The following is a 23901-nucleotide window of genomic DNA, read 5'->3' as shown; positions in this document are numbered from 1 at the left end:
AATGGAAAACCCGGCGTTCAAACTTCCTCCTTATTTAAAGGCCCTCAGTGTAATGATATTCATTATTGTGCTGGTATTTTTCCTGATAATAGGCAAGAGCTTGCTCGTCCCTTTATTCATGGGTGGTTTTTTTGCGATTTTGTTAACGCCGCTTTCTATATGGCTCGAGTCAAAGAAGGTTCCAAGGATACTTTCCTGCATCATTTCCTTGTTGGTAATGACTGCATTGGCAGGTGGTCTTTTGACTTTTGTGATCGGAAATGTGGCAAATTTCACCAAGGATTTTGATGACGTTTCGGGAAGACTTATTGAATATGCAGAAGAGGTTGATCGTTGGGCGATGGATACCTTCTCTTTCGACCCTGCAATAAGTGAGAAAGCCAATACACAATACTTGAAAAACATATTGACCGAAAACAGCTCAAGCATTGGTGACTTCGCCATGAAGACTGTGGGGTCGCTTACCGGACTGGTTTTAATTCCGGTCTTTATGTTTTTCTTTCTTCTGTATAGAAATCACCTCACCAATGTCATTATCAATATCTACAAAGATAAAGACCCGGAATTGGTAAAAATCCGTATTGTCAGCCTTAGAAAAGTGATTTTAAATTACATCGTGGGCGTGGTAAAAGTGATGGGGATTTTAGCTATTCTTAATATCACAGCCTTCTCATTATTAGGGATAAAACATGCCGTTTTCTTCGGAACCCTTGGAGCAATTTTGAATATCATTCCGTATGTCGGTCCTTTTTTCGGTGCCATGCTCCCAATGGTCTATTCCTTTCTCACCAAGGATAGTTTGTTTTATCCGGTGGGAGTCCTCGTCAGTTATCAAATTATACAGATGATTGAGGGAAATTTTCTGACTCCCAAAATAGTGGGAGGAAATGTCAATCTCAATGCCTTTATAACATTTCTGGGCCTACTCATCGGAGGTACAATCTGGGGCGTAGCCGGTATGATTTTGATCATTCCTATGATGGCGATTCTCCGTGAAATATTTGATCTGAGTGATACCACCCGACCCTATGCATTGCTACTAGGTGAGGAAAAGGAAGAAAAAAAACAAGAAGCGCAAGAAGAAGAAGCCGAAGAAATCAATGAAAAAGACAACGATTAATATCCTCTTGACGATAGTGATTGCGGGAGTTATATTTTCCTGTGATTCGGACGAGAATAAAAAAGGCAGATTTCTTCTAAAAGGAAATGAAAAGATGGAGGAAAATGATCCCAAAGGAGCGATGGGATTCTACAAAGAAGCCCTGAAAATGGATTCTACCTATGCTGACGCCCACTACAATAAGGCTCTTGCCCACTTGCAATTGAATCAGCTTACCGAAAGCATCCAAGACCTAAGTCTTGCCATCAAATACAAGCCTGATTACTATGATGCCGTCTTCCAAAGAGGCCTGAGCTACCTAGACAACGGTGAATTTTATAATGCCAGAGAGGATGGGAAAAAGCTGATACAGCTTGATGGACAGAACTGGAAAAGCCACTTTTTTGAGGGATTGGTGGAGGAGAAATTAAAGAATTTCCCTAAAGCACTCGAAGCATTCGGAAAGGCATCCGAACTCAATCCGAAGAATTCTGATCTATTAGTTAACCAGGCTACCATACTTTACTATCAGAAGAACTTCGCCGCTGCACAGCAGGCGTTAAATGAAGCAATGGATGTCAATCCGTCGGAACCAAATATTCATAATCTGAGATCCATGATTTATTTTGATGAACAGAATTATGAGAAGGCTCTGGATGCTGTAGATAAAGCAATTTCTCTGAATAAAAGTCAACCATATTTCTACAACAATAAAGGCTTGTATCTGCTCTTTCTTGATCGACAAGAAGAAGGATTGGAGCTAATCAATCAAAGCATCAAGATGGATGCTAAAAATCCTTTTGCACTAAGAAACAAAGGGATTTATTATGTAATGCAGGGAGACAAAACTTCAGCCTTGCAGTATTTGGTGGAATTGGGTCGGGATTATCCGGATATGGACTTAGTGGAAGAATACTTGAAAAAAGCTCAATCGCTCTGATTCTTCTCAAAAATCACTTCTTTGATAATCTTCTGCAGTTCTGAGGCATCAATAGGTTTCGCTACAAAACCGTCAAAATCACATTCCTCTATCCGGTCTATAATTTCCAGTTTTGCGGAAGCAGTAAGAGCAATTACAGGGGCTTCTGAGATTTTTTTAATTGCCATAGTCGCATCGAAACCGTCCATTTCCGGCATTTGAATATCCATCAAAATACAATCAAAATTAGTGTTACTCACCGCATTGACTGCTTCGAGTCCATTCATAACCCGCTCATAAGTGAACCCCCACTTATTAATGATTTTGCCCAAAACCAAAGCATTCACATCATTATCCTCTGCCATGAGTAGATGAAGCGAAGAATTTTGATCAGAATAATTCCAGTTAGCCACAGGTTTTTTCAACTTCACCTCTGCGATATCAAACTCCAACTCGAAAAAGAACCTACTTCCTTTATTCAATGAAGATTGCAGGGAGATCTCCCCTCCCATTAAATTCAAAAGCTTGCGTGTAATAGAAAGTCCAAGTCCGGTTCCTCCATATTTTGAGCTGAAAGTAGGTCTTACCTGATCGAAATCGTTAAAAATCCTCTCTTGATGCTCCGGTGCTATACCTATGCCATTGTCGCATACTTCAAAGTAAACTTGAATCTTGCCATTGCTATTTTTAAGTAAATTCACCGTCACTTTAACCTCACCTTCATTGGTGAATTTGAGTGCATTGGTGATCAGATTATTCAGAATTTGCGAAAGTCGTGTTTTGTCTCCGAAAACCGTAATATCAAGTCCCTCAGAAAGTGAGATTTCCAATCTGTTTTTACTATCACTGGCATGGAATGACAATCCTTTGATAATCTGATTTATAAAGGAACTCAGATTAAAAGGCACTTTTTCGATTGTCAATTTTCCTGCTTCGATTTTCTGAAAATCCAGTAAGTCATTGATCATAATGATCAGGTTGTCCACAGCAAAATTGATGGTATCCAATTCTGATTTTTGATGTGTCAGCGGTTCGCCATGAAGCAAGGAATATACGGAAGCAGAAATAGCATTCAACGGTGTACGAAGCTCATGGCTGATCATAGAAAGGAAGTCAGACTTGATTTGATTGGCCTTTTCCGCCACTTTTCTGGATTCATCCAAAGTAGCTTCAAATTCTTTTTGTTCACTGATATCCGTCAAGTATCCATACCAAACCATATCACCATTCGCCAACGCTTGCGGTCTGGCAGCTCCAAGAACCCAGCGATAAGTATCAGAATTTGGTTCTGATTTTACCCTAAACTGCCCTTGCCATGGCTCTAATTTCCTTGCTGAAGCGACAACACTCAATACCAACTGAGGCAAGTCCAGCGGATGAACTTGAGAAATTGCCATTGTAAGGTCTGTAATACTCTCAATATCTTGAGGCTTTAATCCCAATACCTGAGCAATACCTTTGGAGAGAAACGAAAAGCCCATTTTTCCTTCGCTGTCCAATACCATTTGATATAAACCGCCGGGAACCTGTTCAGTAAGATTCGCCAGGAAATTACTGCTATTCTCCAAATTCTTCTTCAAGGTGACTCTTTCAGAGATATTCTGAAATGAAAGCATCACGTATTGTAGACCGTCTGACAAAAGTTGTTTTGAGGCGATTTCTAAGTATACCTGATTTGGATAGAAACCGGAAAGTGTGGATGAAAAGCGATGAGTGACCGGTTCTGAAACTGCGGCCCCTATCCATTGCCTCCATTGCTGAGGGTCCTGGAATAATTCTTCCAATTCGCTAAGATGATTAATTGAGGCATCTGTAGCATATCCAAAAAGTTTCAGTGCTTCTGCATTAGAAAGAAAAACACTTCCGTCAGGTCTTATTATCAATTGTGCATCAGGAGATTCTATCAAAAACTGCTGAAATTCCATCTTGGCAGAATAATCCTGACGTTGGTTTTTTTTGCCTTTATGGAAGATGAAATAATTTGTAGAACTATCCTGAGGAGATTCAATACTGAAGTTGTAATCATTGCCTCCATACCTCAGTTCAATCTCTTCTGTAAAATTAATATCACTGAGATTCAGATCTAGTCCCACAAGGCTTCTATCTGATAGATTTGCTCCAATTTGATCTTCAAAAGATCTATTGGAAAAAAATATGGGATAGGGAAAGATATCATCAGCAAGAAATACCATCTCTGATGACTCATTGACGAGTTTCTTAAAAGTATTGTTGATTTCCCTCTCTTGCATTGAAATGGCTATTCCCTAATTGGTAATCACTCTTGGGGCAACTTATATTCAAGACCCAAGCATCATGACGTAAACATACATCAATTTGTATTTCATATCAAATATTTTGATCTATAAATATATTTAAATGAAGTTAAAATTAATTTTTATTTTAAAAATGTTCATATATGGGACATACTCCCGCCAGTCTTCCTAAATCCATTGACTCCTTTTGAAAAAAAATGATTATGCATATTCGCTTCCAAATCACTACAAGAAGTGAATGATTGGACCACCAAGCTAAAAATCAATATTCAAAAAAACTGTAATCAGATTGCCCGGACAGATGTCACACCATGAAGAAAAAAAAATCGGGAGAAACCTTAATGGATAAGCTATAAAATCAAATCTAATTATCCGCAACCATGCCAGCTGTCTAAGTTTCTTCGCTTATCTGACCGGAAGCCCCATGTGTAGGCAATGACAGGAGACTCATCGCATCAAGGCAGTTGAAGTGGCCTAACCACTAAAATTCAACAAATCCTATATTATTTTGTCCTCCTACTTGCAGAAAAGCGGATATACATAAAATCAAATTCCGAATTCTACCTGGAATGTGGCAAACCAATAATTCCTCAAGTTTACTACCTGGATCTGTCCATCATTCCAAGCGTATCCCAGATTCCCCTGAAGCTTTATTCTATGCCCGTTTAGGTATTTGGAATATCCCATAGCTACTTCCTCGATCCTGCCTTCGTATTCATCAATCACCTTATCGGGACGTACTGAGGCGTATCTTAAAGCCAATTCAGACTTCCTGGTAATCATTTTGCTGAGGTGCATATTGGTGCCGATTCCGACAAAAACCACTTGAGAATCTCCTTCTGCATTTCTGGTGACGGGATCAGCTGCATCTCTCTTAAAAAACTCTGCCATAGCCCCCCAGCCTGCATATTTGAACATGGCATCAGCAATAAGCACATTCAAATCCCTTCCCTCATAGAGCCTAGATCCGAGCTGCCCTCTTGTCCGGTGGGCATTTTTATTCAAATTATAGGACACACCAAGGGTAAGTTTTGGCGTCTGTTCGAATTCCAAATCGCCTTCCGAATAATCTCCATTATTTGTAAAATTACCGAATGGCAGATACTCAAACCTTCCCGTGTAGCTCAGCCCACTGTCCCCTACAGAAGGATTTCTTCCCTCTCCTGTATTGATAGCACCTTTGAGTTGGAATTGGGATTTCCCCATGGTTTGATACGTGTAATATCCAAAAAAGCCAAAATCACGGTCCAGTGTAAAGAAGCCATTTGCTATAGATCGATCCGCAAACTGAAGATTTCCCGAACTTATTACACGCTCCCTATTCCCCGGAAGCTTGGATTGTCCGAAACCCAAATACAGATTTGGAGTCAAAAAGTAATACACTATTGCATCACGGATAGGCTGGGCGTACCCCCCGGATTCCAAATCCAAATCTGATTTAGAAAAGCCCAATTGTATATAATACTGAATCTTAGGACTCAACACGTATCCATCAAGCCGTAGTCGAAGTCTTCTAACTCTAAAATCCACCTGGTCAATCGAAAAATCCTTAGCATTAACTGTATTAAAACCAAAACGGTTTTGCATTCTAAATCTCAGATTCAGAAGAAAAAGAGAGTCTTTGGAAATACTTATCCCATTTTTCACATTGATAAGTGCACGCTCATCTGATTCATTCTGGGCAAATGAAGCCTGGGTACCACATGCGATCAGTAGAATGCAAAAGCAAAGGCAAAATAAGAGTTGAGACTGTTTTTTCATGAATCCGGTGCAAGAAAAAAGCCGTAACGAATATCGCTACGGCTTAAAATTGGATTAGTATTATTAGGCTTTTGCTTTGATCAGATTAAGTGCTGATCCCGCTTTAAACCACTCTATTTGTCCTTCGTTATACGTATGATTCACTTGGATCGTATCAGAAGATCCATCAGCATGATTCAACACCACTTGTAATTGCTTGCCTGGAGCAAACGTAGTCAAACCTACAATATCAATGGAGTCGTCTTCCTGTACCAAATCATAGTCAGCAGGATTGGCAAAAGTCAATCCCAGCATACCCTGTTTTTTCAAATTTGTCTCGTGAATCCTTGCAAAAGATTTCACCAAGATAGCACGTACTCCGAGGAAGCGAGGCTCCATCGCTGCATGCTCTCTTGAAGATCCTTCACCGTAGTTCTCATCACCTATTACGATCGAACCGATGCCATTGGCTTTGTAGTCACGCTGAGTAGCAGGCACTTCACCATATACTCCTGTCAATTGGTTCTTCACAGAGTTGGTAGCATCTGTATATGCATTGACAGCACCGATAAGCATGTTGTTGGAGATATTGTCCAAATGCCCTCTGAATCTCAACCATGGACCGGCCATAGAGATGTGATCCGTGGTACACTTACCTTTTGCTTTGATCAGAAGTTTAAGACCTTTCAGATCTACCCCTTCCCAAGGCTTAAAAGAATCCAATAACTGCAGACGATCAGAAGTAGGGCTTACGGCGATAGTGACAGCAGAGCCGTCTTCTGCCGGCTGCTGGTATCCTGCATCCTCTACCGCAAAACCTTTTGCAGGCAACTCAAGTCCACTTGGCTCATCCAACATTACAGATACACCTTCTTCATTGATTAGGCTATCAGTCATTGGATTGAAAGTCAAATCACCTGCAATTGCCAAGGCAGTCACGATCTCGGGAGATGCCACGAAAGAGTGCGTGTTGGGATTACCGTCGGCACGCTTTGCGAAATTTCTGTTGAAAGAAGTTATAATCGAGTTTTTCTCCTGTTTTTCAGCTCCATGACGGGCCCACTGACCGATACAAGGTCCACAAGCGTTTGCAAGAACTACACCGCCCATTTGCCCGAACGTATCCAAGAAACCATCGCGATCAACGGTGAACCTTACCTGCTCAGATCCGGGAGTAATTGTATATTCAGATTTAGCAACCAATTTCTTGTCTACAGCCTGCTGCGCTAGGGAAGCAGCTCTGGAAATATCTTCGTAGGAAGAATTGGTACAAGATCCGATCAAACCAACTTCCAATTTTGCCGGCCAACCGTTTTCTTTCACTGCTGCGGCAAATTTAGAAATAGGCCAAGCCAAATCAGGAGTAAATGGACCATTTACATGTGGCTCCAATTCCGAAAGGTTGATCTCGATTACCTCATCAAAGTAGGTCGCAGGATTGGCATAAACCTCCTCATCTCCTGTAAGGTGCTCAGCGATTCCATTTGCCAATTCAGCCACATCAGCTCTATCTGTAGAGCTTAAGTAAGCAGCAGACTTCTCGTCGTAACCGAAAATAGAAGTAGTAGCTCCAATTTCAGCTCCCATGTTACAGATAGTACCTTTACCTGTAGCAGAAAGAGATCTGGCACCTTCACCGAAATACTCCACTATAGCGCCTGTACCGCCTTTTACTGTAAGGATACCGGCCACTTTTAAGATTACATCTTTTGCAGCCGTCCAGCCGGAAAGCTTTCCGGTAAGTTTCACTCCTATTAATTTAGGAAATTTCAACTCCCACGGAAGTCCTGCCATTACATCGCAGGCATCAGCTCCACCTACTCCTATCGCCACCATTCCAAGTCCACCTGCATTTGGAGTATGTGAATCAGTCCCAATCATCAATCCACCCGGAAATGCATAATTTTCCAACACTACTTGGTGAATAATACCTGCTCCCGGTTTCCAGAAGCCCAGTCCGTACTTATTGGAAACAGAAGCTAAGAAATCGTAGACCTCCTTGTTTTTATCTTTTGCTTTAGTCAAATCCTGAACAGCTCCCACTTCAGCCTGAATCAAGTGATCACAGTGAACCGTGGATGGCACAGCCACTTGACTCTTACCTGCCTGCATAAATTGAAGTAGAGCCATCTGTGCAGTAGCATCTTGCATTGCAACCCTATCCGGTTGAAAATCAACGTAAGATACACCTCTGTTGTAAGCCTGGGTAGCGACTCCTTCAGTTAAGTGTGCATAAAGAATCTTTTCAGTCAAAGTAAGTGGACGCCCCACAGCCTTACGAGCCGCTTCGATACGTTCTGGGTATCTGGCATACACTTTTTTGATCATTTCAATATCAAAAGCCATTGTATAGGGATTTTTTGTTTGGTAAAAGTTTCGATTTTTATCGACCGCAAATATAGGAAGTTAGCCCAATAATAGGTAACCATTCCCCGTGTGTAAAGCAGCCTTTCTCCTTATTTAAAACCATTTTAGCTTTATCAGACGATGAAGCCTACCCATACAAGCTTCTAACTACTTATTTATCGCACTCCAAAAACTTAAATCAAACTTAACCTATCGTCGCCAAACAACTTTTTCACCCTTCATTTAGAGTCTAAAAATACTATTCTGCTTCCCTTTTCCCTAAACACCTTTGTTTCTGCCCATATATTTACTCTCACTTATCGGTTTTGGACAACACCCAATGGCCAAAACACTTATGAGATGGGCTATTCTTTCTTTCCCGGCGAAAATCCGAAGCAGAGAACTCAATTCCTAAACTGAGTTTTGCTGTGTCCGTGAAGCTGTCCATAATCATCTTATTTTTTTAGTCATGGTACTCGGCTGTAGTCGGAAATATTTAAATTGCGTATACATTACTAATTTATCCTTCCGCCTAAATGGAGTTCACTTTCAATCCGTTCTCTGTCACTCTTATATTTTCAGGATTGCTTGTAGGCGGACTTTCACTTTATATAGCGATCAAAGTAGAAGACGCTACCCGATGGGTTGCCATTACCATGCTTTGTGCAGCAATTTGGGGATTTTTCTATGGATTGGAACTCAGTGTCGCTAACAGAGAAGCCATGCTATTCTTCATCAGACTAGAATATCTTGGAATATCTTTTCTCGCAGCATTTTGGCTCTTTTTCAGTTTGAAATACACGAGCTATAAATCAAAAAATATCGGTTTACTGGTTGTACTGATACTACTAATACCGGTATTGACTTATTTATTGGTGCTTACAAATGAAATCCATCATTTACACTACAAATCATTTGAGGTCATAACTGCCGCATCCTTCCCTACCGCTAAAATCGAAGTTGGTCCATGGTACTATGTCAATTTGATCTATATATACTTCGCATTCTCACTGGGAAGCCTTATCATTTGGAAAAGATTCCGGTTCTCAGACCAATTGTTCAAAACCCAAACCAGGTTATTGCTCTTGGGAGGTTTATTCCCATTAGTTTTCAACTTTCTGTATCAAACTCATATTTTCAGGCCATTTGATGTCATTGATTTGACTCCGTTCGCCTTTTTGTTTACCTATCTGATTTTGGGATTTGCCATACTCAAATATCAGCTTTTCAGTCTCAAGCCCATTGCCCGCACCAAGATAATGGAAGCAATTACGAAAGGAGTTCTAGTGTTGGATTCTAACACTAAAATAGTGGACTACAATCCGGCTTTTAATTCCTACAGCTTTACTCCAAAAAAAATAAAAGTGGCGACTAAAGCCGAAGTTATTTTCAAAGAAAGCGAAGAAATTCTTGAATTAATTGCACGTAAACAAGCTACTAGCATCGAGAGCAAAATCGTCTCCGGAATGCAGGAAAAAATTTATCTTATTGAGGCAATTCCACTTTTGGACAGAAAATCCATAACCAACGGGCTAGTCTTGCTCTTTGAAGACGTCACAGAACAAAAATCAATTAACGAAACGCTTAAAAACCAAGCCATTGAACTTCAACAGTTAAACGATTTAAAGGATAAGTATTTCAGCATTATTTCCCATGACCTGAAAGGCCCAATTTTCGGCATCAAAGAACTGATCCATCTGACCAACTGCGGGGTAGTGTCACGGGAAGAATTTATGAATATGCTTCCTGAAGTATCAAAGAATATGGAACAAGTCGCCCTTTTGCTTGAAAATCTATTGGCTTGGTCCAGCTCTCAACTCAAAGGTGGAGAGGTAGTGAACTATCAGGAATTCGATATCCACAAAATACTTAGTCAGCAAAAGGAAATTCTCGAAAGGATAGCCACTGAAAAGAAAATTGGCATCTCTATAGATGCCCAAGCTAAATTCACGGCAAAGGGAGACAAGAACATGATAGAATTGGTGGTAAGAAACCTGATAAACAATGCCATAAAGTTTTCTGACATTGGAGGGAAAATCAGAATTTCCACCTACGATGAGCTGGCCTTTCTGACTATTTGCATTGAAGATTTCGGCAAAGGAATTTCCGTTGAAAACCTTTCTAAAATCCGCAACGGGGTTTCATTTACCACCACAGGCCAAAACAATGAATCAGGGACTGGTCTCGGCCTACTATTGGTCAAAGAGTATATCCTAAAAAACAATGGGCAACTGGAAGTTCACTCCGAAGAAGGCAAAGGCACCAAATTCTGTATGAAACTACCAATTGCCAGTAAGGATATTCTTTGCACTAAAGAGATCCTTTATTAGGACAATCCCAACAAAAAAGCCACGGTATCCACATTGTCTGCATATTCCCATGGTTCCGGACTCTGGGCGGAGCCAAATGGAATGTGTCCTGACCCGCTTCCTACTACGCATTGAATTCTAGATTCTATCGGATTCAGCTTTTCTGCCAACTGCTCTTTGTTTTCATACACTTCATAGTATAGAACTGCTATAGGAGACACGAGCTCACTACTTTCCTTTACCAGCAAAAAACCATTATCCAAGTGCTCTTCCAGGTTCACGAGATAGATTGATTTATTGTAATCGTAGTTGTTGTGATACTTGTGGTGAGATCCTATTTCAGAATAAACTTCCAGAGCACCGAGCAAATCCTGAAGTTGATCCTTCGACTTCACGTATATTTTAGAAACATTTCTACATCCCAAACCATAGTATTGAAAAATATCTTTTCCTAACCCGATGTAGTCTTCGGTAGTCTCATTGCCGGAAAGCACCGCCACTGAAGTTCTGTTTTGCCGGATCACATGGGGATATTTCCCAAAATAATAATTGAAATACCTCGAGGAATTGTCACTTCCTGTGGCGATATAGGCATCCATGCCCTTGAGCATTTCTTCAATCCTCACTTGCCTTTCTATTCTGGGGTCAATTTCAATCAATTTTCCAATGATCCATTTCATCAAGACCGTATCCGAGGAACTCAACTTGATCACTGCCTGATGGCCCGAAAGTATCACACACATCAGATCGTGGAATCCCACTGCAGGGATATTCCCGGCCATCATCAAGCCAACCGCCTTCGGGTTTTCTATTTCTTTCAGTTCATAGTCAGAAAGCCAAGAATTCAGTTTCTCTTCAGATAGCATATGCGTAATCCCCTGAAGAGATGATTCTACAGAATCTTTGGTAAACCAATTATTGTTGTTTTCTGCTCTCCAAAGCAATTCATCTTTTTCATCCAGACTCAATTCTTTGATAGCTTTTCCAAGATTGACAAATGCGGATATACGTTCTGCTGGCTTCATGCTTTGTAGTTAATTGGAGCAAATTTAGCTTTTTTGAAAATAAGCGACCTTAGAATCGAATTAAATTAGTTAGTATGACAACTTTTTTATTGCCTTACAGTTTTAAGGTTATTACTTTTGATCTTTAAATAATCGAAGTTATGGCTATAATGATTACCGACGAATGCATCAACTGCGGTGCATGCGAACCAGAATGCCCAAATACTGCCATCTATGAAGGTGGAGTAGAATGGACTTGGAGTGGCGGTACTAGTTTGGATGAAGTTACTTTAGAAGACGGTACTGTAATAGATGGGCATGAGAAGCAAGAACCCGTATCGGATGAGTTCTACTACATTGTGACTGACAAGTGTACAGAATGCAATGGCTTTCACGAGGAACCGCAATGCGCTGCCGTATGTCCGGTAGATTGCTGCGTGGATGATCCCGATCACCTTGAAACAGAAGATGAATTATTGGCAAAGAAAGCAATGATGCATGGAGAATAAGTCCTCATAATAAAGGCTTAAATTTCACCCGTATTCACACTTATGCAACTTAAAACATGCCACTGCATAAAATATTACCGCTAGAATTTGACTTCTAGAGACGAATTGTTTTATATTCGGTCGTATTTTAACCAACTTTATACTTATAACAAAACGAATTGTGGAAGATCAAAGAGGCTATGATAGAGATGAGATTTTCTCTAAAAAAGTAAAAGCAGGTAAGAGAACTTATTTTTTTGATGTCAAATCAACTCGCTCAAACGATTATTATCTGACGATTACAGAAAGTAAGAGAAAAGTAAACGGCGAGAATTTCACTTACGAAAAGCATAAAATCTTCCTTTACAAGGAAGATTTCTTCAAATTTGTAGAAGCACTTAATGAATCGGTAGATCACGTGAAAAACGAGCTTCTTCCGGATGTTGATTTCGAGCAATATGAAAAAGAAGAATCTGAGTCTGAATACAATGATGAACTGAAGTGGGAATAACACATCTGGATTTCAGTTTCAAATCAGAGAAATAGTATATTAGAGGAGACAGTTTTGTCTCCTTTTCTTATTTTAGGATATGCAGCGTTTTTTCATTTATCTCATTCTATTTATTGCAGTTTTTCTGCTATTCGGCTGGTATTTTTCCAATATCACTCTTTACCTGATCATTTCATTAATCCTAGCTGCGCTGTTGCGTCCGCTCACCAACCAGCTGAATGACATTCACTTATTGGGGCAGCATATCCCAAGATGGGCAGCTATATTGCTATCCTACTCGGCCATCATTCTGCTGATGGTACTACTCAGTTTTCTGTTTTTCCCACTGATCAACAACCAAATCATTATTCTTAGTGAATTGGATCTGAATGGCATCTATGAGCAAATCCAAGTCCCTGTCACAAGAATTGAGAGTTTTCTCTTCCGACATGAATTATTGGAAACCCAGCCGGGATATTTGTTTGGCCGCCTGAAAAGCAGCATGGTCCGTATGATTACCGAATTCGATTTCACTTCATTTATCGGTGGAGTGATCAATACCACGAGTAGTCTTTTTATTGGAATAATGGCAATTGCTTTTATAAGTTTCTTCCTGCTTTTGGAAAATGGACTATTGCGAAGAAACTTACTCAATTTAATTCCAAACCCCTATTTCGAGCTTTCGGTTGCGACTTTCACCAAGGTGGAAAAGCTGCTTTCCAATTACCTTTCCGGGCTTATGCTACAGATGCTCGCAATTTTTTCCCTAGCAAGTTTTGGTCTGACCATTATGAATGTGGAATACGCCTTGACCATTGCACTATTTGCCGCAGTAGCAAATCTAATTCCGTATGCAGGACCTCTACTGGGTGCTACATTCGGCATCATAGTCGGAATTTCTTCGGGTACTTTTGAAACAAACGCTGAACTCGGCTACCTCATCATTAAGATACTTTCCGTTTTCGGACTGGTCCAGATGACCGATAATCTTTTTCTACAGCCTATGATTTTTTCTAAATCCGTAAAAGCACATCCCCTTGAAATATTTGTTGTTATCTTTGCCGGGGCAAAAATCGCCGGAGTGTTCGGGATGATATTTGCCATACCGGTTTACACCATCTTTAGAGTTTTCATTTTGGAGTTCTACACGGGGTATAAATCTTATCGAATATTTAAATCAAAATAACTAATTAATGGCATTACAATGTGGCATTGTAGGACTTCCCAACGTAGGGAAATCCACTCTGTTTAACGCCCTATCGAGTGCGAAAGCTGAAGCAGCCAATTTCCCTTTCTGCACTATCGAGCCTAATGTGGGGGTAGTTACTGTTCCGGATAAGAGACTTCAGATCTTGGAGGAACTTGTCAATCCACAACGAGTCCTTCCTACCGTGATCGAATTCGTTGATATCGCGGGACTGGTGAAAGGCGCCAGCAAAGGCGAGGGCTTGGGCAATAAATTCCTTGCAAATATCCGTGAGGTAGATGCTGTCATCCATGTGATCAGATGCTTTGACGATGAAAACATCGTTCACGTGGCGGGTGGTGTAGATCCTGTTTTCGATAAAGAAGTGATCGACACGGAGCTTCAGCTGAAAGATCTGGAATCAGTGGATAAGAAAATCCAAAAATCCGAGAAGATTGCGAAGTCCGGCGATGCCAAAGCAAGAAAAGAACTGGAAACACTTTTGCTCTTCAAGCAAGCATTGACAGACGGAAAAAATGCCCGATCTGTAGATGTGGAAAAGGAAGATCTGGAAGCTGTGCGCGATCTACATCTATTGACCATCAAACCGGTGATCTACGTAGCCAATGTGGATGAGGAAAGTCTTCTGGCCGGCAACAAATACGTAGATAAACTCAAGGAAGAAGTGAAGAATGAAAACGCAGAAGTAATCATTCTTTGTGCTGCTATCGAAGCTCAAATAGCTGAATTCGATGATCCTGAAGAGAAAGAAATGTTCCTTGGAGAATATGGACTGGAAGAAAGCGGGCTGAACAAATTGATCAGCAGTGCGTATTCATTATTAGATTTGATCACCTATTTCACAGCAGGTGTGCAGGAAGTTAGGGCTTGGACTATCAAAAAAGGCTGGAAAGCTCCTCAAGCCGCGGGAGTGATACACACCGATTTTGAAAGGGGTTTTATCAAAGCGGAAGTAATCAAACTCCCTGAATATCAGAAATTCAAGACAGAAGCAGCTTGCCGGGAAAACGGGAAAATCGCCATCGAGGGAAAGGAATACATCGTCCAAGATGGTGACATTATGCATTTTAGATTCAATGTGTAAGAATTTCTAAAAAAAAATGATATTTTTGTAATTGCTTATTCACCCCAAACGTTACAATTTTATCTTATTTATTGTCTCATTTTATTTTTAACCTACCGTGAGAGTTAGACTAATATTTTCCCTAAAAAACAAGGGTTCCTATTTACCTTTCCACCATCAGTACATACTGGCGCAATTCCTTAAAGGGTTAATTGTGAAAGGTGGAAGAGAAGAGTTTTACAACTATAACTACTTCAATTTTTCTGGTCTGAAAGGCCAGACTAAAGTGAGTAGAAGTGGATTGCATTACTATTCCAGTTTGGTTACCCTAGTATTGTCTTCCCAAAGCGAAGACTTCATGGATTACTTGCTAGAGCAGGTTTTTGCCACCCCAAAAATCGAGCTGGGCAACCTAATCATGGTTCCGGAATACACTGAAATCGAAGTGGAACCGATATTGGAGACCTCAAACAAATTTGTTTGTATTTCTCCTCTGGTATTGATCACTCCTGCATTCAATGAGGAAGCGGGTAAGCGATTCATAAGCCCGGACAGCGATGAGTTTTCCGACTTGCTTTACGAATCCACGCTTACCAGAATGGAGCGCTCAGGATGGTACACAGCCGAACAGATGGAGACTTTCTACAAATTTCAGGTGGTTCCGGATATGATTTATGTAAATAAACTAAAGGAAGCACAGAAGAAATTTGCCAGAATCTATGCCGTCTATGACATGGACGTGAAATACGAAGTAAGAGGATATACCCTTCCCATCACACTATATGCGGCGCCTGAAGTTCAGGATTTCGTATTCAAATGTGGTTTGGGTGCATTCACTCACAAAGGTTTCGGCATGCTGGATTTGGCAAATCATCCGGCTGGACCAAGGACCACTACGTACAAATTCAAAAGAGAGGGTTTTGTCCCCTACAAGCCAAGTGAGCGCGTTCGCGAGAATGTAGCACCACAAGCTGATGGAGACAATGAACCTCCTATCTCTACAGAAGAAGATTCATAAAAAAATCCCTTCCGGTAAATCGGAAGGGATTTTTTTTTTATAGTCTGCGACGATTCGGATGGAGGTAGATATAGCCGACAAGCTGATCATATCGGGAACCCAAATTCCTAAAGTAAACCAGCACTTCATATTCATTCTCCGTTTCGAAATAGCTTCCTTCAAAAGACTGGGGCTCGAACTTCCCGTCTACAGAATAAGCATATTGATAATCATACCAGCCTTGCTTAGCTAGAAGTGAAGTGGTATAAACTCCCATTTTTGGATCCCATTCCATCTTCGCTTCCGTAGCCTTCCCCCAATTGGTCAATGCGCCCAGCAGGTAAACAGGCTCCGATTTTTGCTCTATTGCCAATCTGAAGGTCATCAATATATATTCACTCTCCACTTCAGGATCTCCACCCAGTCTATCTTTGGTCTCCACCAGATATTGCCCGTTCAAGTCTAGATATTGAGAATATGCTGTCTCCGGTCTGGGCTTGTCTATTGTGCCATCGGCAAAAATCACATCCGGTTCCACCCGCATATTGGCTATATTGACACCATTGGCACGTATGAATCTCAAATCAAAAAAACGAAATTCATTTCCTGCATCAAATGTATTTCCCCCATCAAAGGACTCGTACCGGAGAATCTTCGAGCTTTCATTCATAAATGTCGGCTTAGACAATAGTTTTGCATTGTCCCAGCGTTGGTTTTGACGAATAAGTATTTTGATCTGTCCTTCGGGATTAGTCACTTCTCCGGCAGAATAATTCACAGTCAAATTGATTTGCTGAGAATTCCTGCGGTCTGCTGTCTGGGATGGAGGAACTATCGCCGCACCCACTTTGAAAATCTCCTCATAAACCATAAAACGCTTCGTCAGAATCACATCTGATTCATCACGCTGGCGGTATACTTTTACAATGTAATTCCCTGATTTGGTGACTGGAGGCAGTTCAAACCGGTAATGAATATAAGGAATTCGCGTATTGACCGAATATTCGTAATTCTGAATGTTGAACTCATTGAATGTAGGTGAGAAATCGTTATCCTTCAATTGTGATTTCTGCCAGTCTGCATCACAATGGATCAGTTTTGCAGTGTATAATTCCGGATCAAAAGCAAGGTCATCAAATAAGAGCAAGAGCGGCTTACCGGACCGGAGCGGAACTACCGGTGCATCTATCGAGGCATCAAAGGTGACTCCTGCGGGGAACAACCGGACAGACTGGATATGATCCTTGTACACTTTATCTTCCAGTTGCTGCGCAAGAAGTGGAAATACAGCTGAACTGCACAGCAACAAACTTAAAAAAAGGGATTTGGTCTTCATCCTGAAAAATAGGCAAAATGAAGACCAAATCTAAAATTTACGGGGAAAGGACTTCCTGTAGTGTGGAAATTTTATCTACCAAAGCCTCCCATCGCCCGTTAGATGCCTGAAGCTTCGCCTGAATTCCCTGATAAGTCTCCTGAATTTCTTGGGCTTCCTGCTCCCGGGAATATAGTTCCGGATCTGCCATCTTACGCTCCAGTCCGAGTTTTTTTTCTTCCAACTTTTCCACTTCCTTTTCCACTTGCGCCAATTCATCCTCAAGCTTACGGAGATCTTTCTTGGCTTGCTGTACCTCAGGATTATTTACAGGTGCCTTGGACTTGGGCTGTTCTTTTTTTTCCGCCTTTTGGACCGCTTGTACAGGAGCTACCTGAGCTTGCTTTTCGCGCCAAGCTTCATACTCTGCGTAAGTTCCCAGATACTCTTTGATCTCATGGTTCTCTATATACCAGATCTTATTTGCCACACCTCTGATGAAGTGCCTATCGTGAGAGACAGTCACAAATGTCCCTTCGTACTGCTGAAGTGCCTGAATCAAGATATTCACAGACTGGAAATCCAAGTGGTTGGTAGGTTCATCCAGCAGCAGGAAATTAGATTCGGATATCAACGTTTTCGCCAGGGCAACTCTGGATTTTTCTCCACCCGAAAGCACCTTGATCTTTTTGAATACTTCCTCATTGGAAAATAAAAAGCAGCCCAGAACTCCACGAAGTTCCATTTCAGACTTTGCACTACCCGCTTGTGCCATCTCTTGGAGTATCTCATTATCCAGCGTCAGTGCTTCGAGCTGATGCTGCGCAAAGAAGGATTTGATGACATTATAACCTTCCGTTCTTCCTTTTATATCCTTCTCAGAACCATCGATGATTCTGAGCAGAGTTGATTTACCTTTTCCATTCGCTCCTATCAGCGCTATTTTATCCCCCCGCTCGATTCGGGCAGTAGTGTTTTTCAAAATCACATTATCCCCATAAGCTTTCGAGATGTTGTCTAGGGTAATCACATCACGACCGGATTGCTTGGAAAATTTAAATTTGAAGTTTACAGAAACCTCATCACTTACCACTTCATGCACACGGTCCAATCTATCCAAGGCTTTGATCCTTGACTGTACCTGGTTGGACTTGGTCGCCTTCGCACGGAACCGCTCGATGAATTTTTCAGTTTGCTTGATCATCTGCTGCTGATTCTCGTAAGCATTCTGCTGGATTTCCATCCGCTCCACCTTCTCTTCCTTGTAATAAGAGTAGTTGCCTGCATAAAGTGTCAAGGAATTATTTGCCACTTCTACAGTGCTACTGATGCAATTATCCAAAAAAGTCTGATCGTGGGAAACCACGATCACTGCTCCCTCATAGTTTTTCATGTAGTTTTCTACCCACTCGATGGAAGGAAGATCCAGGTGGTTGGTAGGCTCATCGAGCATAAGAAGCGATGGCTTTTCCAGCAAGAGCTTGGCGAGCATCACACGCATTCTCCATCCTCCGGAAAACGTACGAAGCGGTTTATTCAAATCAGCAGATTTAAAACCAATTCCTTCCAATACTTCCTCGGCTTTTGCTTTGATTGTATAGCCTTCATTTGCTTCGAATCTCTCCTGAAGAAAGGCCAGTCTATTGATCATCTCATCGGAGTAGTCGGTTTCCATCTTTTTCAAGATTTCATCGATTTCATCCTGAAGAGCCAACGTTTCCTTGAAAGCTGCCAGAGCTACATTCAGAATACTGTCGTCAGACTGATAGGAAAGCAAATCCTGATTCAAAAATCCAATGGTACAATCCTTTGCCTTTTGAACTTCTCCGGAACTAGGCTGGTAATCCCCATTGATAATTTTCAGCAAGGTGGATTTACCTGTACCATTCTGGCCTACAAGACCAATCTTGTCTTTAGGCTTAATATGTAAATTGGCGTTTTCATAAAGGGGACGTCCGCCGATGAAGTAAGAGAGGTTGCTAATCGAAAGCATAAATTGATTTTCAACTAATTAATATTCAGCATTTTATATGCTAAACGTGGAATGATGGCAGATAGAACAGTGTTTGCAGTTATTCCCATGCCCCATTTTTGATAAGAAAACCCAAAAATTCTCTGAGTTTTCGAATCTGCAAAGGTACTGGTAAGTAAAAGAAAACCCAACTTTATAAAAGCCGGGTTTAAGAAGTGATCCTCCTTTTCTATGGGTGCTGTATTTGACTTAGGTCGCACTTGAATAAGCTAAAGCTTTTTCATCTGATAGTTCGATTAATTTATTGGCTCAACATCTTAAAAAATAACCATTCCCCCGCTCATCCTCCTTTCAATCCTAAACATTCTGAATGTTTGTTATCTTTCACTATAAAAGAAACTTCCAATCATGAACTATCTATCCAAAACCACGCTCGCTCTTGGAATAGGAATGTCGCTATTCACCTTCGGCTGCAATCAAAATCAAAAATCTGAGGCTCAAACCTTTAAGACTCCAGACAGTACAAACAAGGAAGCGATCAATGATGCTACAGCAGATGTACAACTTGACAAAATCGCCCTTCCTGCCAACTTCAAAATTGCCGTATGGGCAGCAGCTATACCAAATGCGAGGCAGATGGCGATTTCAGAAGAGGGAATCGTTTTCGTAGGAAACCGTCAAGAGGACAAAGTCTATGCGGTCATCGATGAAGATGGCGACGGAAAAGCGGATACCAAATTCACATTGGCTGAAGGACTGAATATGCCAAATGGAGTAGCCTATAGAGACGGTGATCTCTACGTGGCTGAAGTAAACCGGATCATTCGATTCAAAGACATCAAGAACAACCTGGGCAATCCTACTTATGAAGTAGTCTATGACGACTATCCTACAGAAACGCATCACGGTTGGAAATTCATAGCTTTTGGCCCGGATGGCAAGCTGTACGTACCCGTAGGCGCACCTTGCAATATTTGTGAGCCGGAGAAAGAAATTTTTGCCTCCATCACTAGACTGGATGTGGATTCACCAAACCCAACTCCGGAAGTCTACGTGCATGGCGTAAGAAATTCGGTGGGTTTTGACTGGGATCCCAAGACCGGGGATATGTGGTTCACGGATAATGGAAGGGATATGATGGGAGACGATGTGCCTAATTGCGAATTGAATCATATCACAGAAGCAGGACAACATTTCGGCTATCCTTATTGGCACGAAGGAACAGTAAAAGATCCTGAATTTGGCAACAATGGTGGACCGGCAAGTGATTATGTAGCTCCTGCCGCAAAACTGGGTGCCCACGTAGCTCCGCTGGGCATGAGATTCTATGAAGGCAGCATGTTCCCTTCTGAGTATAAAAACAAAATAATAGTAGCTAAGCACGGATCCTGGAACAGAAGCAAAAAGTCCGGCTATGTGCTAACTTCTCTCAAAGTTAACGGAGCTAATGCCGCGGACGAACAAGAGTTTGCATCGGGATGGCTGGATGAGGCAGCCCAAGAAGCTTGGGGACGGCCAGTGGATGTCCAAGAAATGAAAGACGGAAGTCTGTTGATATCAGACGATATGGCCGGTGTGATCTATCGGGTGACTTATTCAGAGAATTAATTCAGATAAAAAAGGGAGGCAAAACAGCTTCCCTTTTTTTAATCTACTAACAACTCTACTGGAATATTATACGCCTGATTCAGCCTTTTGATTTGCTTCAAACTTAGGCTCCTCTTTCTATTCATTATTTCAGAAACTCTGCTGGCTGGCCCTAAAACAGGCACAAGATCCTTTTGCTGCAGGCCATTTTCAGAAAGGTAATAATTAAGAACTTCAATCGAATCAGCTAGGGAGCTCTCTATTTTATATCCTTTTTCCTCTTCATATTTCTCTATCAATATGGAAAGAACTTCCAGATAATTCTCATTATCCGAGTTTGCTTTCACTCCACTACTCATTAAATCCTTTATCAGTTCAAGTGAAGCTTGGTACTCCAATTCATTCGTGATGACTTTGAGTGAAGGCCTTTCAATTGTTTCCATATCTGCTAAATTTTATTTGCATCAATTTTATCATAGTCAGAATGAGTACCTATCCAAATCGTGTACACAATATCCTGTTTTCCCAAGCTGGCAACATGAATCCCTGTAATTAACCGGTATTTATTTCCACCAATATTGAATATCACTTTGTTGTTAGCTAGAACATCTGCAGAACCAAAGAATAATTTGATTTCATTCAGATTATCCAACTTCAGAGATTTTACGACTTTCACCCAGCGCTCAAGCGGGGCTTTAGCATCTGGATGCTTAGAAATAAAGCTTACTAAGGTTCGCTCTGATATGATTCTCAATTTGCAACAAAATTAATCACACAAAAGTTACACTTTTTGGAAAGTATTAAAAACAAAAGCCTCAGAAATTTCCTAAGGCTTTTTGAGTATATATTTTGAGAATTACTCTAACCACTCCGGTTTGGTGGTCAGCACTTCAGCTTGAAGTTGGTTCAATAGATTATACAATCCAAAATAAGTCCTGTTTACATACAGCTCATGCCTAGAGCCTCGGGCCTGATTGGATTTTTTGAACAGCTTGTCATTCGAAACCCTATCCCCCAATTCGAAAATCTTCTCAAAGAACCCGTCATCAGAAAAGTCAAACTTGTCTGCATGAAAAGGCTTACCCAGCAGGGAAATCATTTCCTTAAATACAGATTTGAAATACTGCTGTTCCTCCTGAGAATCTTTATCCGAAATAAATTCCAGATCAAAGAATACCTGATCCAGTTCATTGCTATTGATCAACAAATCCTTTTTGATCAAGGCAAAATAACCCTGGTAGAAGTCCTCAGGAATTACTTTCACACAACCAAAGTCAATTATTCCCAATTGATCATTTTTCTGAATTATGAAATTTCCCGGATGCGGATCGGCATGAACCTGCTTGAGATTGTGCACCTGATGATGGTAAAAATCCCACAGTGCCTGTCCGATCTGATTTCTGGATTCCTGACTTGGATTGGTTTCCAGCCATTCCTTCATATGTGCTCCATCGATCCAGTCCATCGTGATAATCCGTTCCGCACTTAACTCATCATAATAAGTAGGGAATTTCAAATTGGGAATATGGCTGCACTCACCTGAAATCTCTCTGGAACGCTTGACCTCCAATACATAATCTGTTTCTTCGAGCAACTTTTCCTCCACCTCAGCCATGTAATGATCCAATTCCTTTTCATTCATATTGAGCAAGCGCAACGCAAATGGACGGACAAGCTTCAAGTCTGAACTTACCGAATCGGCAATGTCGGGATATTGGATTTTGACTGCTAGCTTTTTATCACCCAACGTAGCCTGATGCACTTGACCTATAGAGGCTGCATTTACTGCCGATCTGGTGAAGGTATCGAAGATCTGATCAGGGGTTTTGGCAAAATATTTCTGAAAAGTTTTTACTACCAAAGGGTAAGACAGTGGCGGTGCGGAATATTGCGCCATAGTAAACTTATCCTGATAGGCCCGAGGCATCAGATTTTTGTCCATGGACATCATCTGGGCCACTTTCAGTGCAGAACCTTTGAGCTGACTCAGAGAATTGTAAATATCGGATGCATTGTTTTGATGGAGCTCTTCCCTATCCATCGAGGGATTCACCATTTTTTTGGCGTAATGCTTCACATAATTCCCTCCTACTTTTGCTCCTGTGGAGATGAATTTGGCAGCACGCTGCACTTTTGAGACAGGGATTGCCTGTTGCTCATTTAAATTGTCTGTCATGGGTTATTTAGACTGATACATGAACTTCGCAAAATCCAAAAAGGAATCCAGCGCACTTTTCCCCATCAGATCAAAACCCAAATTCACGGATTTCTCTATGGCAGCATCTGTCTTCTCAAATCGTGGAGACCGGTCATCCAACCAGTATCTGAACACAAATCCTACCTGAATCCACAGGGCTTCATCGTATCGATCAGAAATCACCGGGCGGGAGGCGATTTCTTGCGTCTCCTTACCTTCCAAAATTATTTCATTGGCAAATGCCTTAAATTTTTCCTTAAATTCTGCAGACTCCTTCGGTAAGGTGACAAAGGATTTTGCTTTGCTCTCATAGAGACTTAGCAGGTAAGACCTGTTCTTTTTCAGCACTTCAATCCAAGTGAATAAAAAACTCAGAAATTTCTCTCTCGCCGAATACCCTTCAAAAACTCCCTGCTTATCGATTTCAGCCAGCGTCTCATCAAAAATATCTACAAGGATTGTGGATTTGATTGACTCGAAAGAGGTGAAATAAGTATAGAACTCCTCCTCCTTCATTTTCAAATCCTTCGCAAACTTAAATACTGATTTAGGCAAATCACCATGCTCAAGCACATGATTTTTAAACCCTTCCAAAATCAACTTTCGGTAATCCTTCTTGGTCGTTTTCTTAACAGTGGTAGTTTCCATAGTATCTCTTTTATACAGACACTTAACCGTCAAGTGGCACAACAGGTTTAGAAAAACATAAAAAACTTCATGATTATCTGAAATGATGCCAGTAGCATCGTTTTCTTAGGTTTGCTTGCTGGAAGACCGAAGACGGATGACCGAAGTAACCTTGACCTTACCTGATTTTGGTTGTCACATTCTTGTCTTCCGGACAGTTAAGTTAAGTGATTGTTTTACTATTCTCTTTCTTGGTTGTTCAGGGTTA

Annotated in this window: 19 protein-coding genes; 9 read left to right on the top strand and 10 right to left on the bottom strand. The window is 41.1% G+C overall.

Translation table 11 applies throughout. The features are described from left to right. Position 1: 1 nt before the first annotated feature. Both J2X69_RS22240 and J2X69_RS22235 read left to right on the top strand, forming a co-directional pair. Positions 2-1120 (top strand): AI-2E family transporter, encoded by a 1119-nt coding sequence (locus tag J2X69_RS22240; RefSeq protein ID WP_310108278.1) that lies wholly within the window; start codon positions 2-4, stop codon positions 1118-1120. Beyond that, positions 1101-2039, top strand: coding sequence for a tetratricopeptide repeat protein (locus tag J2X69_RS22235; protein ID WP_310108276.1), 939 nt, complete (start codon positions 1101-1103; stop codon positions 2037-2039). Before J2X69_RS22240 ends, J2X69_RS22235 begins: the two co-directional genes overlap by 20 nt. On the opposite strand, the gene J2X69_RS22230 is transcribed toward J2X69_RS22235, so the two are convergent. From J2X69_RS22230 to J2X69_RS22220, 3 genes are all read right to left on the bottom strand, one after another. Further along, positions 2027-4267: an ATP-binding protein gene (locus J2X69_RS22230; protein WP_310108275.1), complete on the bottom strand. Its 2241-nt coding sequence runs from the start codon at positions 4265-4267 to the stop codon at positions 2027-2029. The two genes, J2X69_RS22235 and J2X69_RS22230, sit on opposite strands and share 13 nt — an antisense overlap. 570 nt (positions 4268-4837) lie before the next feature. Next, a complete protein-coding gene (locus J2X69_RS22225; protein ID WP_310108274.1) occupies positions 4838-6052 on the bottom strand; it encodes a porin in 1215 nt (404 codons plus the stop codon). 63 nt (positions 6053-6115) lie between these two features. Continuing rightward, positions 6116-8377 carry an aconitate hydratase gene (locus J2X69_RS22220; protein WP_310108272.1) on the bottom strand — a complete coding sequence of 754 codons (2262 nt, stop codon included), beginning with the start codon at positions 8375-8377 and terminating at the stop codon, positions 6116-6118. A 536-nt stretch (positions 8378-8913) separates the two neighbouring features. On the opposite strand from J2X69_RS22220, the gene J2X69_RS22215 reads away from it, so the two are divergent. Next, on the top strand, positions 8914-10707 hold the full coding sequence (locus tag J2X69_RS22215; RefSeq protein ID WP_310108269.1) for a histidine kinase N-terminal 7TM domain-containing protein: 1794 nt from the start codon (positions 8914-8916) through the stop codon (positions 10705-10707). Here J2X69_RS22215 and J2X69_RS22210 read toward each other — a convergent pair. Beyond that, a complete protein-coding gene (locus J2X69_RS22210) occupies positions 10704-11711 on the bottom strand; it encodes an acyl-CoA reductase (RefSeq protein WP_310108268.1) in 1008 nt (335 codons plus the stop codon). The genes J2X69_RS22215 and J2X69_RS22210 overlap by 4 nt on opposite strands. 140 nt (positions 11712-11851) lie before the next feature. On the opposite strand from J2X69_RS22210, the gene J2X69_RS22205 reads away from it, so the two are divergent. The 5 genes from J2X69_RS22205 (at position 11852) to cas6 (ending at position 15956) form a co-directional block, all read left to right on the top strand. Beyond that, positions 11852-12199 carry a 4Fe-4S dicluster domain-containing protein gene (locus tag J2X69_RS22205; protein ID WP_310108265.1) on the top strand — a complete coding sequence of 116 codons (348 nt, stop codon included), beginning with the start codon at positions 11852-11854 and terminating at the stop codon, positions 12197-12199. A 160-nt stretch (positions 12200-12359) separates the two neighbouring features. Then, positions 12360-12689 carry a DUF3276 family protein gene (locus tag J2X69_RS22200; RefSeq protein WP_310108263.1) on the top strand — a complete coding sequence of 110 codons (330 nt, stop codon included), beginning with the start codon at positions 12360-12362 and terminating at the stop codon, positions 12687-12689. A 79-nt stretch (positions 12690-12768) separates the two neighbouring features. After that, positions 12769-13854: an AI-2E family transporter gene (locus tag J2X69_RS22195; protein WP_310108261.1), complete on the top strand. Its 1086-nt coding sequence runs from the start codon at positions 12769-12771 to the stop codon at positions 13852-13854. Positions 13855-13861: 7 nt separating this feature from the next. After that, entirely contained in the window at positions 13862-14959 is a 1098-nt protein-coding gene (ychF, locus tag J2X69_RS22190; RefSeq protein ID WP_310108259.1) for a redox-regulated ATPase YchF, read from the top strand. A gap of 97 nt (positions 14960-15056) precedes the next feature. Continuing rightward, entirely contained in the window at positions 15057-15956 is a 900-nt protein-coding gene (gene cas6, locus J2X69_RS22185) for a CRISPR-associated endoribonuclease Cas6 (RefSeq protein ID WP_310108256.1), read from the top strand. Positions 15957-15993: 37 nt separating this feature from the next. Here cas6 and J2X69_RS22180 read toward each other — a convergent pair whose 3' ends face one another. Together J2X69_RS22180 and J2X69_RS22175 are read right to left on the bottom strand one after the other, a co-directional pair. Beyond that, entirely contained in the window at positions 15994-17271 is a 1278-nt protein-coding gene (locus tag J2X69_RS22180; RefSeq protein ID WP_310108254.1) for a type IX secretion system plug protein domain-containing protein, read from the bottom strand. Positions 17272-17308: 37 nt separating this feature from the next. Then, the gene (locus J2X69_RS22175; RefSeq protein ID WP_310108252.1) at positions 17309-19243 is read right to left on the bottom strand and encodes an ABC-F family ATP-binding cassette domain-containing protein; all 1935 of its coding nucleotides are present in this window, start codon (positions 19241-19243) and stop codon (positions 17309-17311) included. Between the two features lie 387 nt (positions 19244-19630). On the opposite strand from J2X69_RS22175, the gene J2X69_RS22170 reads away from it, so the two are divergent. Next, positions 19631-20830 carry a PQQ-dependent sugar dehydrogenase gene (locus J2X69_RS22170; RefSeq protein WP_310108249.1) on the top strand — a complete coding sequence of 400 codons (1200 nt, stop codon included), beginning with the start codon at positions 19631-19633 and terminating at the stop codon, positions 20828-20830. 38 nt (positions 20831-20868) lie between these two features. On the opposite strand, the gene J2X69_RS22165 is transcribed toward J2X69_RS22170, so the two are convergent. The 4 genes from J2X69_RS22165 to J2X69_RS22150 all read right to left on the bottom strand — a co-directional run bounded on the left by J2X69_RS22165 (position 20869) and on the right by J2X69_RS22150 (position 23654). Then, the gene (locus J2X69_RS22165) at positions 20869-21252 is read right to left on the bottom strand and encodes a transcriptional regulator (RefSeq protein WP_310108248.1); all 384 of its coding nucleotides are present in this window, start codon (positions 21250-21252) and stop codon (positions 20869-20871) included. 5 nt (positions 21253-21257) lie between these two features. After that, a complete protein-coding gene (locus J2X69_RS22160; protein ID WP_310108246.1) occupies positions 21258-21563 on the bottom strand; it encodes a type II toxin-antitoxin system HigB family toxin in 306 nt (101 codons plus the stop codon). Positions 21564-21665: 102 nt separating this feature from the next. Further along, the gene (locus J2X69_RS22155; RefSeq protein ID WP_310108245.1) at positions 21666-22985 is read right to left on the bottom strand and encodes an AarF/UbiB family protein; all 1320 of its coding nucleotides are present in this window, start codon (positions 22983-22985) and stop codon (positions 21666-21668) included. A 3-nt stretch (positions 22986-22988) separates the two neighbouring features. Then, on the bottom strand, positions 22989-23654 hold the full coding sequence (locus tag J2X69_RS22150) for a TetR family transcriptional regulator C-terminal domain-containing protein (protein ID WP_310108243.1): 666 nt from the start codon (positions 23652-23654) through the stop codon (positions 22989-22991). Positions 23655-23901: the final 247 nt, after the last annotated feature.

This window comes from Algoriphagus sp. 4150 (genome assembly GCF_031457395.1).
In the GTDB taxonomy this organism is placed as follows: Bacteria; Bacteroidota; Bacteroidia; order Cytophagales; family Cyclobacteriaceae; genus Algoriphagus.
Note: the sequence above shows the minus strand (reverse complement) of the source record. Positions and strands in the feature narration are given on the sequence as shown.

What these genes read in the sequence shown, in the direction of transcription:
- J2X69_RS22230 (WP_310108275.1), bottom strand. Translation starts at nt 4,267, where the DNA reads ATGCAAGAGAGGGAAATCAACAATACTTTTAAGAAACTCGTCAATGAG.
- J2X69_RS22215 (WP_310108269.1), top strand. Translation starts at nt 8,914, where the DNA reads ATGGAGTTCACTTTCAATCCGTTCTCTGTCACTCTTATATTTTCAGGA.
- J2X69_RS22210 (WP_310108268.1), bottom strand. Translation starts at nt 11,711, where the DNA reads ATGAAGCCAGCAGAACGTATATCCGCATTTGTCAATCTTGGAAAAGCT.
- J2X69_RS22205 (WP_310108265.1), top strand. Translation starts at nt 11,852, where the DNA reads ATGGCTATAATGATTACCGACGAATGCATCAACTGCGGTGCATGCGAA.
- J2X69_RS22195 (WP_310108261.1), top strand. Translation starts at nt 12,769, where the DNA reads ATGCAGCGTTTTTTCATTTATCTCATTCTATTTATTGCAGTTTTTCTG.
- J2X69_RS22225 (WP_310108274.1), bottom strand. Translation starts at nt 6,052, where the DNA reads ATGAAAAAACAGTCTCAACTCTTATTTTGCCTTTGCTTTTGCATTCTA.
- J2X69_RS22220 (WP_310108272.1), bottom strand. Translation starts at nt 8,377, where the DNA reads ATGGCTTTTGATATTGAAATGATCAAAAAAGTGTATGCCAGATACCCA.
- J2X69_RS22165 (WP_310108248.1), bottom strand. Translation starts at nt 21,252, where the DNA reads ATGGAAACAATTGAAAGGCCTTCACTCAAAGTCATCACGAATGAATTG.
- J2X69_RS22155 (WP_310108245.1), bottom strand. Translation starts at nt 22,985, where the DNA reads ATGACAGACAATTTAAATGAGCAACAGGCAATCCCTGTCTCAAAAGTG.
- J2X69_RS22180 (WP_310108254.1), bottom strand. Translation starts at nt 17,271, where the DNA reads ATGAAGACCAAATCCCTTTTTTTAAGTTTGTTGCTGTGCAGTTCAGCT.
- J2X69_RS22235 (WP_310108276.1), top strand. Translation starts at nt 1,101, where the DNA reads ATGAAAAAGACAACGATTAATATCCTCTTGACGATAGTGATTGCGGGA.
- J2X69_RS22175 (WP_310108252.1), bottom strand. Translation starts at nt 19,243, where the DNA reads ATGCTTTCGATTAGCAACCTCTCTTACTTCATCGGCGGACGTCCCCTT.
- J2X69_RS22150 (WP_310108243.1), bottom strand. Translation starts at nt 23,654, where the DNA reads ATGGAAACTACCACTGTTAAGAAAACGACCAAGAAGGATTACCGAAAG.
- ychF (WP_310108259.1), top strand. Translation starts at nt 13,862, where the DNA reads ATGGCATTACAATGTGGCATTGTAGGACTTCCCAACGTAGGGAAATCC.
- J2X69_RS22170 (WP_310108249.1), top strand. Translation starts at nt 19,631, where the DNA reads ATGAACTATCTATCCAAAACCACGCTCGCTCTTGGAATAGGAATGTCG.
- J2X69_RS22240 (WP_310108278.1), top strand. Translation starts at nt 2, where the DNA reads ATGGAAAACCCGGCGTTCAAACTTCCTCCTTATTTAAAGGCCCTCAGT.